Source organism: Dongia soli, from assembly GCF_034044715.1.
In the GTDB taxonomy this organism is placed as follows: Bacteria; Pseudomonadota; Alphaproteobacteria; order Dongiales; family Dongiaceae; genus Dongia_B; species Dongia_B soli.
In genome coordinates, this window is sequence record NZ_JAXCLW010000002.1 from 510551 (window position 1) to 523042 (window position 12492).

12 protein-coding genes are annotated in these 12492 nt (G+C 58.1%); 9 read left to right on the top strand and 3 right to left on the bottom strand.

Features of this window, described 5'->3' with window-relative positions; genetic code table 11:
- Window positions 1-167: 167 nt before the first annotated feature.
- A complete protein-coding gene (locus SMD27_RS08855) occupies window positions 168-1352 on the top strand; it encodes a pyridoxal phosphate-dependent aminotransferase (RefSeq protein WP_320508007.1) in 1185 nt (394 codons plus the stop codon).
- A gap of 13 nt (window positions 1353-1365) precedes the next feature.
- Here the strand turns inward: SMD27_RS08855 and SMD27_RS08860 are convergent, their stop codons facing one another.
- Window positions 1366-2094: an MBL fold metallo-hydrolase gene (locus tag SMD27_RS08860; RefSeq protein WP_320508008.1), complete on the bottom strand. Its 729-nt coding sequence runs from the start codon at window positions 2092-2094 to the stop codon at window positions 1366-1368.
- Between the two features lie 12 nt (window positions 2095-2106).
- Window positions 2107-2748, bottom strand: coding sequence for a TetR/AcrR family transcriptional regulator (locus SMD27_RS08865; RefSeq protein WP_320508009.1), 642 nt, complete (start codon window positions 2746-2748; stop codon window positions 2107-2109).
- 230 nt (window positions 2749-2978) lie between these two features.
- Between SMD27_RS08865 and SMD27_RS08870 the strand changes: the two genes are divergently transcribed.
- The 5 genes from SMD27_RS08870 (at window position 2979) to SMD27_RS08890 (ending at window position 7843) form a co-directional block, all read left to right on the top strand.
- On the top strand, window positions 2979-4067 hold the full coding sequence (locus SMD27_RS08870; protein WP_320508010.1) for a polyamine ABC transporter substrate-binding protein: 1089 nt from the start codon (window positions 2979-2981) through the stop codon (window positions 4065-4067).
- Window positions 4068-4143: 76 nt separating this feature from the next.
- The gene (locus SMD27_RS08875) at window positions 4144-5031 is read left to right on the top strand and encodes an ABC transporter permease (protein WP_320508011.1); all 888 of its coding nucleotides are present in this window, start codon (window positions 4144-4146) and stop codon (window positions 5029-5031) included.
- A gap of 3 nt (window positions 5032-5034) precedes the next feature.
- Window positions 5035-5826: an ABC transporter permease gene (locus SMD27_RS08880; protein WP_320508012.1), complete on the top strand. Its 792-nt coding sequence runs from the start codon at window positions 5035-5037 to the stop codon at window positions 5824-5826.
- Window positions 5823-6887: an ABC transporter ATP-binding protein gene (locus tag SMD27_RS08885; protein ID WP_320508013.1), complete on the top strand. Its 1065-nt coding sequence runs from the start codon at window positions 5823-5825 to the stop codon at window positions 6885-6887. Before SMD27_RS08880 ends, SMD27_RS08885 begins: the two co-directional genes overlap by 4 nt.
- Window positions 6888-6985: 98 nt before the next feature.
- On the top strand, window positions 6986-7843 hold the full coding sequence (locus SMD27_RS08890) for a dimethylarginine dimethylaminohydrolase family protein (RefSeq protein ID WP_320508014.1): 858 nt from the start codon (window positions 6986-6988) through the stop codon (window positions 7841-7843).
- A gap of 49 nt (window positions 7844-7892) precedes the next feature.
- Here the strand turns inward: SMD27_RS08890 and SMD27_RS08895 are convergent, their stop codons facing one another.
- Window positions 7893-8639, bottom strand: coding sequence for a FadR/GntR family transcriptional regulator (locus tag SMD27_RS08895; RefSeq protein WP_320508015.1), 747 nt, complete (start codon window positions 8637-8639; stop codon window positions 7893-7895).
- Between the two features lie 456 nt (window positions 8640-9095).
- Between SMD27_RS08895 and SMD27_RS08900 the strand changes: the two genes are divergently transcribed.
- The 3 genes from SMD27_RS08900 to SMD27_RS08910 are packed head-to-tail and all read left to right on the top strand — an operon-like array spanning window position 9096 to window position 12480.
- Window positions 9096-10649, top strand: a complete 1554-nt coding sequence (locus SMD27_RS08900; RefSeq protein ID WP_320508016.1) for a glutamine synthetase family protein — start codon at window positions 9096-9098, stop codon at window positions 10647-10649.
- A gap of 39 nt (window positions 10650-10688) precedes the next feature.
- Window positions 10689-11624 carry a class II glutamine amidotransferase domain-containing protein gene (locus SMD27_RS08905; RefSeq protein WP_320508017.1) on the top strand — a complete coding sequence of 312 codons (936 nt, stop codon included), beginning with the start codon at window positions 10689-10691 and terminating at the stop codon, window positions 11622-11624.
- Between the two features lie 19 nt (window positions 11625-11643).
- Window positions 11644-12480 carry a GltB/FmdC/FwdC-like GXGXG domain-containing protein gene (locus SMD27_RS08910; RefSeq protein WP_320508018.1) on the top strand — a complete coding sequence of 279 codons (837 nt, stop codon included), beginning with the start codon at window positions 11644-11646 and terminating at the stop codon, window positions 12478-12480.
- Window positions 12481-12492 lie beyond the last annotated feature (12 nt).

Here is a 12492-nt window from a genome sequence, read left to right on the forward strand (position 1 = left end):
TGTATGGGATATAGCCGTCCTGGCAGGTCAAAGCTATGTTTGTTCACCAGGGCCCGTCCGCGCATTGCGAGACTTGACCAAGCCCTGATCATACCGCAAATTCGCGCTCGATATAGTTATTGCACATTTGTGCAATAACTGGATGACCAGGGAACAGGCTCGAAATCATGCGGTATTCACCATTTTGCGACCGGATCAGCGGCGAGGGCGTGGCGGCCTGGGATATCCATCAGCGCGCCGTGCATGACCAGCGCGCCGGCCGGGACGTGATTATCCTCTCCATCGGGGATCCGGATTTCGATACGCCGGCCGGCATCACCGATACGGCGATCGCCTCGCTGAAACGGGGCGATACCCATTACTCCGATATTCTCGGTTATCCGAACCTGCGCGCGGCCATTGCAGCGCATCATAAGCGCCTGTCGGGGCAGGATGTCACGGCCGCCAACGTGTCTGCCGTCGCGGGCTGCCAGCCTGGTCTCTTCGCCGCCTCGATGTGCTTGCTGGCACCGGGTGATGAAGTTGTGGTCCTGGAGCCGATGTATCTCACCTACGAAGCCACCATTCGGGCCAGCGGCGCGACGCTGAAGCGCGTCTCGCAGCGGCCGGAGAACAACTTCCATCTCGATCCGGCGGATCTGGAAAAAGCCATCACGCCGAAGACCAAGGCGCTGTTCTTTGCGACGCCGAGCAATCCGACCGGCGCGATGATGTCGGCCGAGGTGGCGAAGGCCGTCGCGGATATTGCCATCCGGCACGATCTCTGGGTCGTTGCCGATGAAGTCTATGCCGGCCTGACCTTCGGCAAGAAGCATGTCAGCATCGCCGGTCTGCCTGGCATGGGCGAGCGCACCGTGACGGTGAGCAGCCTGTCGAAATCCCATGCCATGACCGGCTGGCGCATCGGCTGGATGGTCGGCCCTGAGGAGCTGATCCACCATGTGCACAATCTCGGCCTGTGCAATCAGTACGGCATGCCGCCCTTCATCCAGCATGCGGCGACCTATGCGCTGACGCATGACGTACCGGAAGTCGAGGCGATGCGGCAGGCTTACCAGCGCCGCCGGGACACGGCAATCGCGCGCCTCAATCAGGTGCCCGGCCTGTCCTGCCATGTGCCTGAAGCCGGCATGTTCATGATGCTGGATGTGCGCAAGACCGGGCTGTCTGCCTATGACTTCGCCTGGGGCCTCTATAACGAAACCGGCGTGTCGGTCCTGGATGCCAGTCCCTTCGGCCCCAGCGCCGATGGCCATGTCCGGGTTTCTTTCGTCATCGACGAAAAGAGCCTGGATGAGGCTTGCAGCCGCATCGCGCGCTACACCAACACGCTGAAGAGCGTGAAGGCATAACGCGGGTCGCATCTCAGCGATCATGTTCTGCGAGAAAGGCGCGGGCGATCTCGCGCATGCGGTCGCCGCCGAAACTGTCGAAGTGGCCGCCATGCACGTGGGTCACCTGCAGATCCAGGACACGGCGCATGCTGCGCACGTAATCAGCCATGTCAGTGTGATAGGCTTCATAGGCGAGCGGGCCGTCATAGATGACGTCGCCAGCGAAGAGAATGCCGGTCACCTGCTCATAAAGAGCGATCGATCCCGGTGAGTGGCCGGGCAGATGCAGAACCTCGAAATTGCGCTCGCCAAGATCGACACGGTCACCTTCATCGATCAGCCAGGTCGCCGGCGCCGGCTGCACGTCATAGCGTGCGGCCTGCCAATCACCCGGCGGCAGGGCAGTGAAGATGTCATCTGTGACATAGTCGTCGGCTACAGTGTTGTAGCGGTCAGGGCGCACCATGATATGCGCTTCCGCCAGATGAACTGCCCGTTCGGGAAATTCATGATGTGCGCCGATGTGATCGAAATGCGTATGCGTGGCGACTGCCAATAACGGCCGCTCGGCAACCAATTGAACCTGCTCCCGCAGACTCACCACGCCCATCCCGGAATCGATCAGCAGGTCGCGGTCGCGTCCACGGATATGCCAGATATTGCAGCGGTAATAGGGCTTGATATGCGGTTCCCAGATCCAGGTGATCCCGTCACCGACCGATTTGGTTTGATACCAGGTATTCGCTGTCGCAATTTCCATATCGGTCCGCCATTACTTCTGTCGAGTGCTGCCGGTATTCTTGCCCTGCAGACCGGCAAAAACCAGCACGATCTGTTCCGCCATGTGCTGTTTCAACTGCTCCATCGGCATGGCCTCCTGAGTAACAAAGACGAAGAAGAGGCTGTTGCAGATTTCGAAGAGCACATTACCGGCGACGCGCGCATCGATTTCCCGGTCGATCAGTCCTTGCTCCTGAAGACAGGCGACGAGGTCGCCAACTTGATTTGCCAGCTTTCGATCCAATTCCGCATACCCCAGTCCAAATGGTGACTCCGGCTGGGTGACCGCAGTCGCAATCGCATTGCGCCAGAGCTCTTTCGTCAGATGCACCAGGGAGTGATCGACATAATATTCAAGCAGGTTTTGTACGGCGGTAAAGGCATCGTCATGCGGCTCAGCGATCATTTCAGTGCCGGCGCTACGCACTTCCTCGCCATCGAGTGCGACCAAAGCGAGCAGCAGGTCTCCCTTGGACTGGAAGTAATTATAGACCGTACCCGGCGCGACATCAGCCCGTTCGGCGATTGCCTCTATGCTGGTATCGGCATAGCCAGTGCGCCGGAATAAAGTTCCGGCCGCTTCCAGAATGTCACGATGCCGCGTGGCTTTCTGACGTTCTCGCAACCCTGCCATTGATATCCCACGATGCGGCTTCGCCGCAGAAAATGAATTGACTTAATTTTGTAGCTCATTCATTTTTCGTCAAGCGCAAATAAGCGGAACGGCGGAACGGCGGAACGGCCGGTAAAACGCGAGCGGAATTGTTGACTGGGTGGAAGAAATTTGTGTCACACATGCCTTGCACGATTGATCGCAGCTATTCGCCGTCCGTCACAAAGCGAGACATCAAAAGGGGGATATTAATGACTATGGCATCTCGGAAGACCTATAAACTGAGCGCCCGTTTGACGCTGGCCCTGCTTGCATCGGGCATCGGCTTCTGGTCGCTGGCGACGAATGCGGTCGCGGCCGACAATCTCAATGTGCTGACCTGGTGCGATCACGAAGATCCGGCTTTGCTGGAGCCTTTCGAGAAGGCCAACAACGTCAAGATCAACTTTAAGGATATCGACAGCACGGCGGCAGCCTTGGCGGTGCTCGGCCAGTCGAAGCCGGGTGACTGGGATGTGCTGGTGGTCGATCAGACCGATACCGGCCGGCTCGTGCAGATGAAAATTCTGGCGCCGCTGAATGCCAAGGATTTCCCCTTCGCCGATATTCCGGCGGAGATCGCCGATGCGAAGCTGACATCGGTCGACGGCACACTTTATACGGTGCCTGAGAAGTTCGGCTACAACACGGTGGCCTTCAACAAGGCGGCTGTTGATCCCAAGGCGATGGAAGATATCAATGCGATCTGGGACCCGAAGTATAAGGGCCGGATCGCCATCTACGACTATTATGTGCCGGTGATCGAATATATTGCCATCGCACTCGGCAAAACGCCGGCCGATTTGAATTCTTCCGACCTGCCGGCGATCAAGGAGAAGCTGATCGCGCTGAAAGCCAATGCAGCAATGGTCGGCGATGTGACGACGGTGCAGCAGGCCCTGGCGACCGGCGCGGTGGATATCCTGGTCGGTGGTGGGGAATGGGTGACCGCCGGCATGGCCAAGGATAATCCCGATCTGGATTACGTCATTCCCGGCCAAGGCGGTGTCCGCTGGCAACAGGGGCTCGGTGTGTTTGCCGCATCGAAGAACAAGGATCTGGCGACCAAGTTCGTGCAATACATTGTCAGTCCGGAAGCGCAAGGGAAACTGGCCACATCTTCCTGCTATTGGGGCATGCCTGCCAACAGCAAGGCGGTTCTGAATGACGAGCAAAAGAAGATCCTGCGCTGGGCCGACCAGCCGGGCTATATCAAGGTCTCGCATCCTTATTTGCAGATGACCAGCGATTTCGACAAGGAATTGCAGGCCTTATGGGCGCAGGTGTTGCAGAGCAACTAATCTTTCGATCCGGCCGGATTTCCGATGGTTGTAAGCGGAATCCGGCCGTATCATTTCGATGATAACAGGTAAGAGAATGGCGCAGTCGGTTGGCTTGCAGTCGACGGAAGCCCGGGCGGCACGCCGCGGGCGTCTCGCCGGATTTGGCTTCACGCTGCCGGCAGTCGCCTGGATCGTGCTGTTCTTTGCCGCACCCATCGTGATCATGGCGGTCTATAGCCTGATGCCGTTGACGCCGGCCGGATCGCTGTCGTCGTTCAGCCTGCAGAATTACCAACGCTTCTTCGGTGAGGCGGCTTACGTCCAGGCGATCTGGAATTCGGTGATCACGACGGCCATCGTGGTGGTAATCAGCCTGATCCTGGCCTATCCATTTGCCTATATCATCGCTTACAAAATACCGAAAAGCTGGCAGCGTCTGGCGCTGGCCTTTGCCATTCTGCCGTTCTGGACTTCCTATGTGGTGCGGTCCTATGCCTGGCTTCTGGTGCTTGCGCCGACCGGCGTGATCAACTGGGCGCTGCGCGGGTTGTATTTGACGGATAAGCCGATCATTCTGGCCTATAATGCGGGTGCCACCACCCTCGGCTTCGTGCATTTCTTCATCATGCTGAATGCGCTGACGATCTATGCCAATCTGGTGCAGATCAATCCGCGCTATGTGCTGGCGGCACAGGACCTGGGTGCATCCGCCTTCCGCAGTTTCCTGACGGTCACTCTGCCGCTCAGCGTGCCGGGCATGGCGGTCGGTGCTTTTCTCACCGTGGTGCTGTGCATTGGTGACTTCATTACGCCGCAGATCCTCGGCGGGATGAAAGAACTGCTGCTGCCGCAGGTGATCATGATGCAGCTTCAGCGCCAGCTTGATCTGCCCATGGCGTCGGCGATGTCGCTGGTCCTCACCTTGATCGTTGCGATTGTCTACCTCGCGTTGCAACGGCAGCTTCGCATGTCCAGGCTGTAAATCATGCGTTGGAAAGCTGTTCTCGGAAACCTGGCGTCCTACCTCTATCTAACGACATGCTATGTGTTCATCCTGCTGCCGGTCGCCATGCTGATCCTGTTCTCGTTTCAGGACGGACGTCTGCCGGTGCCACCATTCAATGGTCCGACCTTGCGATGGTATGCAACGGCTATGGCGAACGATCGCATGATGGCGGCGCTTGGCCATTCGCTGATGGTGGGCATCGTCTCATCCGCTCTGTCGGTCGTCATCGGCTTCCTGGCAGCCTACGGCATTTCCCGCTACGAGTTCCGGGGGCGGCGCGCCATCCAAGGCCTCATCATCCTGCCCCTGGCGGTTTGCTATCTCCTGGTCGGCATGGGATTGCTGGTGGCTTTGTCCGCCGTCGGATTGGGGCCTTCGCTGGGAATCGTCGTTATCGGCCATGTGGTCATCAACATGCCCTTGGCCTTTGCCATTTGCCTGGCGCAGCTCGGTGAGCATCAACGCAAGATCGAATGGGCGGCACGCGATCTTGGCGCCTCGACCTGGCATGTGCTCACGGCAGTTACCATGCCGATGATCGCGCCAGCCCTCATCGCTGCTTTCTGCCTGTGCTTTACGCTGTCCTGGGATGAATTCATCATCGCCTTCCTGACGACCCGTTTCGATGTCACCTTGCCGGTCGTCATCTGGTCGCTTCTGCGCGGCGGTCTCAACCCACAGACCAATGCGGTCGGGTCCTTCATCTTCATTTGCTCGATCCTGCTTTTCGTCACGGTCGAAGTCCTGTTGTTCAGAAAGCGCCGTTCATGACCACCCAGCCTCATCTCGATATAGATGCCGTTCGTAAGGTCTATGGCAGTGTGGTGGCCTTGGATGAGGTAACACTCGGCGTGGAGAAGGGCGCCTATGTTGTGCTGCTGGGACCCTCCGGCAGCGGTAAGACGACGCTGCTCTCGCTCATCGGCGGTTTCATCGTGCCCAGTTCGGGGCGCATCGGCATTGCCGGCCGGGACGTGACAGATTTGAGTCCGGCGCAGCGGCCGACGACGACCTTGTTCCAGGATTACGCACTTTTCCCGCATATGTCGGTCGCCAACAATATCGGCTTCGGCTTGAAAATGCGGCGTGTCCCCGCGGCGGAGCGCCGCAAAAGGATTGCTGCCGGCTTGGAACTTGTTGGCCTCGGCGATTACGGCGGACGCGGTATTCATGAACTATCGGGCGGGCAACGGCAACGCGTTGCTTTGGCGCGAGCTTTGGTGGTTGAGCCGGAGATCCTGCTATTGGATGAACCGTTGGGCGCGCTCGATCTCAATCTACGCCGCCAGATGCAGGATGAATTGCTAGCTCTGCAACGGCGCACAGGCCGCAGTTTCGTTCACGTTACACATGACCAGGAAGAGGCGATGGCGCTGGCTTCCCTGATCGTCGTGATGAACAACGGGCGGATTGAGGATATGGGAACGCCGAAGCGTATTTATGAACGCCCGGCCACGCGCTTCACCGCGACCTTCATGGGCGAGAGCACGCAAATTACCGGACAGGTGACGAGTGCCGATGGCTCTTCCTCGACGCAGGTGGAGACGGCGGTCGGCAAGCTGCGGCTACCCGGTACTCTGCCCGCCGGCAACGGCGTCACGATCATCATTCGCCCCGAGAACCTTCAGACGGGTGGCGCGGGCGATGTCAACCTGGGCACCGCCCGGATCCGCGAGGCGACCTTCCAGGGAGCGCATTACCGCGTGCTTGCCAGCAGTGAGACGGCCGACCAGGATTTCGTGTTGCGGCTGCCCCCGGACCGCCAGGTGGAGCAGGGCATGTCGCTGGCACTCAGCTGCCGCGCCGAACATCTTGTGGCGGTGGACCGTTGAGCGGAATTAACGCTCGGTCGTGAAGTGGTTTGGCGCTCCCAGGAGCTCTTGATTCCTCGGCCCGTATCAGTAGAGTGCGCAGCATCATGCTGACAGGAATGAATGAATTTGGAAGGCTGAAACGGCTGGCCATGCGGCGGCCGCAGGAAGCCATGCGCAATCAGGCAAAGGTCGATGCGGAATGGCGTGACCTCAACTATCACACCCGCCCGGATTTCGATCTGGCGGCGCGTGAACATGATCGCTTTGCCGAGGTGATCAAAAGCGTGGGGGCGGAGATCGTTTATCTGCCGGAGCATGACAGCCTGACGATGGACAGCCTCTATGTGCGCGATGCCGCAGCGGTGTGTCCCAAGGGGGTCATCCTTTGCAACATGGGCAAGCCCGCGCGGCGCGGGGAACCGGCGATCCACGGCCAGGCCTTTGAAAAGGCCGGTATTCCGGTGCTGGGCGGGATCACCGGCGAGGGCAGCATCGAAGGCGGCGATCTGATCTGGCTGGATGAGAAGACCGTTGCGATCGGCCGCACCTATCGCACGAACGATGAGGGTATCCGGCAGTTCAAGAACCTGGTCGGAGCCGATGTGCATGTCGAGGTTTCGGCATTGCCGCATTATAAAGGCCAGTCTGACGTTTTCCACCTGATGTCGATCATCAGCCCGCTCGATAAAGACCTGCAGCTTGTCTATTCGCCACTGATGCCGATTCCCTTTCGTGAGTGGCTGCTGGCGAAAGGCATGAATCTGGTGGAGGTCCCGGACAGCGAATTCGCCAGCATGGGCTGCAACGTCCTGGCGATCGCGCCTCGCGAAGTCGTCATGGTCAAGGGGAATCCTGAGACCAAGAAGCGGATGGAAGCCGCCGGTTGCAAGGTTCATGTGATCGAGGCGGATGCCATTTCGGTGCCGGGCGAGGGCGGTCCGACCTGTCTAACCCGCCCGCTGATCCGCGGCTGATTCCGCTGGATATGAAATGAAGGGCCGGGTTTGCACCCGGCCTTTTCTATCAAGCGCCCTCAGCACCCATGAGCTGGCGCCGGGCATAATGCAAATGGCTGGTCACCATGGCCATGGCGCCTTCCACATCCCGGCTGCGGATCGCAGCATAGAGGGCGCGATGCTGATGATTGTATTCGGTGATGCGCTCATTGGTGAGGATCTTGTCGCGCATCGCTGACCATTGCGTATGGGTACGGATTTCACTCACCTGCTGATAAAGCCAGAGCATCAGCGGATTATGCGCGGCCTCCGCAATGCGCACGTGGAAAGCCGTATCCCAATCGGTGAATTTTGCCGGATCGCTGCCGGCCCCTTCCGCATAGCGGCACGCCTCATCGAGTTTTTCCAGATCGCGTGAGGTTGCATTCAGCACGGCGAGGCGGGTCATGTAAGGCTCGATCGCCAAGCGTACTTCAATCAATTCCAGCGGGCTGGTGATTTCGGCGATGGAAGCTGTCTCTGCAGCCGCGCGATACGACACGAAGGTGCCGCTGCCAACCCGGCGCGCGAGCAGCTTCTCCGTTTCCAATTGATCAAGGGCCAGGCGAACGGTGGTGCGAGATGCGCCATAGACTTCCGCGAGCTGCCGCTCTGCAGGCAGCTTCTCGCCGAACTTATACATCCCGTCGAGGATGGCTTGGCGAAGTTGTCCGGCAATCCAGGGCGAGCCTTTGCCGTTATCGATGGGAGCGATAGGCTCTCCTGCATGGAAGGCGCGGGACGGTTCTAGACTCTCAGCACCAATTTTTGCCATTTGCGTGCCTTTACAAAAAATTGGTTGGCATAAGCGGCGGCTTGTGCTTCGATTATGCAGACGACCGGCCGATCTGGTCAATAAAAACTATACCAATCCAGCACCAAATTGGCGTCCGATCGCAGTGGCCCCGTACTCAAATCGGGCACGGCCGCGATGGAGGTAGGGAGATGTCCAAGGTACCGCTTGGCATTATTCGGTTTTTTTATATTGGGACCGATAGCATCGGGTCTGGCCCAATTCTGTACCACGACGTAGGGCTACTTCGATCTGACCGAGCTCATGCATTCATGGCGGTTGATCGCCAGCAATCGTCGAAGTCCTGAAGCAATCGGGAGCGGCCAAGCTGCGTCCCGACACAGTCATCACGATCACCAAGAACAGATGGAGGTGGTGAAAACCGCCAAGCGTTAGGGAAACAGGTGGCGCGAAGCCACCGCCAAATGGGAGGAATAAATGACCGACCTCGAGGCGCATGTAACGACCAAAGCACGCTCAAGCGGAACAACCAGCACAAAGGCACCCGTCATTGCACGGGGTGGAACAACCGACCTGGAAACCCATGTCGCGCAAAAGGGCCGCAAGGAACTGGTCAAGCAAGTTCGGTCCAAGATCAACGAGCTTGGCATCAAGTACATCTACTATCAGTTCGTCTCGGTCACCGGCCGCATTGTCGGCAAGGGCATTCCGGCAGATCATTGGGAATCCATCGCCGAACGCGGCTTTCAGCTTGTCTATGGCTCGACCGCCAATCTCTATATTGATCGCCATCGCGCCTATATCGGCTACGGCCCGGAAGCATCCGAACTGGTCGGCATTCCTGATCCGGAAACTTTCGTGCAATTGCCTTGGGACAAGCGTGTTGCGCGGGTCTTCTGTACCTGCTTCCGCAATCGCGAGGAACGGACGAATCCCGGCGGCCATTTGACGTCCGATTGCCGCGGCAATTTGCGCCTGATCCATCAGGAATTTCAGAAGAAGCATAAAGGCTTGCATCTGCGCCATGGTTGCGAACCGGAGATGATGTGGCTGAAGAAGGGCGAGAACGGCTTGCCGGCCGGCGGTTTCTCAAAGCCGAATTGCTATCACATCGATCAGTTCGAAAGCTTGCGTCCGGTCTTCATGCGGGTCATCGAATATGCGACGGCAATGGGCCTCGACATGATCCAGGGCGATCATGAAGACGCGCCAGGCCAACTCGAATTGAACTTCATGTTCGATGATTGCTTGCGTACCGCCGATCGCCTGACGACCTACCGACAGATCTGCGCGCAGGTCGCGCGTGAATTTGATCTCATCGCTTGTTTCATGCCGAAGCCCTTCATGGGCGTCTCGGCATCCGGCTGCCATCACAATCTATCGCTCTGGCGTGGCGGCGAAGATGAGATGAATGATCTCAAAAATAAGCCCCTTCCGGGCATGAAGGATAGCTTCTGCTATCGCAAGGGCGGCGAAAATACCTTCCTGCCGCTAAAGGGTGAACAGAAGCCGGGCCCGATCGGCTTGAACTGCATCGGCGGCGTCATCAAGCATCTCGGCGCCTTGACGGCAATCGGTTCGTCGACGGTCAACTCCTATCGGCGCCTGTGGGATACCGGTTTCTGGGCGCCCGTCTTTGCCGATTGGGGATATCAGAACCGTACCTGCGCTTTGCGCATTTCTGCCCCCGGCCGTTTCGAATATCGCTCGGTCGATGCAGCCGTGAATCCCTATCTGATGGCTGCCGCTCTCCTGAGGGCTTTCGACGACGGCATCAACAACAAATATGATCCTGGCGAGCCGGAGGAACGCAACATTTACGAAGCCATGTCCGCCGGCAAGAAAGTGAAGAAGCTGCCGCTGTCCCTCGGCGACGCCTTAAACGAGCTGGAGAAGGACGAGATCATCAAGTCGGCCATGCCGGACGAAATGTACCGGGTCTTCATGCATTACAAGCGCGATGAATGGGAGCGCTTCATGTCGACGGTGACCGAGTGGGATCTGGAAACCTACTGGGATTGCCTGCCCTGAGAACCGGCACATCAGTGGAATAGAATAGGGAGAACGACAATGTGCGGCATTGCTGGACTCATCCATCGCGGCAGGACCGGCGACATCGGCAAGGAAATGACGTCGATGCTTCAATCACTGAAGCATCGGGGGCCGGATTCCACCGGATTTGCGCTCTATGGATCGCCGAAGGGAAACACCCTGGTCATGCGATTCAAGGTGGCCGAGCAGGATGAAATGAAAATCGGCTTTCACATTCATGACCAGGTGAAGGAAAGGCGCAAAGAGGTTGATCGCCGATTGAAGGAACTGGGTGCGACCATCGTAAGTGAGGATGAGGCGACGGAATACGCCTTCCGCTACACGCTCGACTATGGCGGCGACAAGCGGAAGCTGGCCGATTATATCGAGGATATCGACGGTGCCGAGATCCTTTCACTCGGCTACGGCTTAGAGCTGGTCAAGGATCTCGGCGACGCGCAGCGGGTATCGGGCCAATACCAGTTGAAGGGGTTCACCGGCAGTCACGGCCTCGGTCATACCCGCATGGCGACGGAATCGGATGTGGATATCCGCTCCGCCCATCCTTATTGGGCTTATCCCTTTGCCGATGTTTCCGTCGTGCATAACGGACAGTTGACCAATTACTGGACCGGAAGGCGGGCCTTGGAACGGCGTGGCCACCGCTTCATGTCAAATTGCGACTCTGAACTGATCGCAGTCTATCTGGCCGACAAGATGCAGCAGGGCGCCGAATTGGAAGACGCCATGAAGGACTCCATTGATGAGTTGGACGGCGTCTTCACCTATCTCGTCGCCACATCGGATTCACTCGGCATGGCAAAGGATGTCATGGCGGCGAAGCCGATGGTTCTCTATGAGAGCGACGATTTCATCGCTCTGGCCTCGGAAGAGGTCGCCATCCGCAGCGTCTTCCCCCATGAGATCGATACTTTCGATCCCTATGAAGGCGAAGTTCGGGTCTGGAAGCGATAGGGAAGGGAGCCCGAAAACAATGGCACTTCGCACGAAATCACATGATATGGGGATGCACACGGAGAAGCTTTCCGGGCGTACCCAGCAACGTTTCTTCTCGCCGGAAGAGGAAGAAAACTTCACTTATCCAGGTGCTTACGAGGTCGATTTCAACAAACGGGCGGAATTCGATGCCGCCAACCTCAATACATCGGAAATCAATCTGAAGCTGCGCGAGCTGATGAAGGCCGGCAATGGCACCATCGTGATGCACAATCCGGGTGCCAAGCATGCACTCGCTGTCGGTATCCTCAATCGCCTCAACCTGCACATCGAGGGCAGCCTGGGCTATTTTGGCTGCGGCCTTATCGATGGGCCGAATATCCACATCAAGGGCCGCGTCGGCTGGTCCTGTAGTGAAAACATGCTGGCCGGTACGGTGGTCATCGAAAAGAACGCCGGCTCCACTTTCGGGGCGGCGATCCGTGGTGGCGATCTGGTCTGTAAAGGCGATGTCGGTGCCCGCATGGGTATCGACATGAAAGGCGGCACGATCATCGTCGGCGGCCGGTGCGGCGCGTTTTGCGGCTTCATGATGCAACGCGGACGCATGGTGGTACTGGGCGATGCCGGCAAAAATCTCGGCGATTCCATGTATGACGGCACGATCTATGTCGGCGGCAAGATCGAAGGGTTGGGCGTCGATGCGGTTCCCGGTGAAATGACCGATCTCGATTGCCAATGGCTGGAGCGCAAGCTGAAGCAATACGATCTGAAAACGCCAAACGGGGTCAAGAACATGACCAAGATCGTCGCCGGCAAACAGCTCTGGAACTACGACAATCTCGAACCCAGCGAAAAGAAGCTCATTCTGTAATCGCGCGATAGA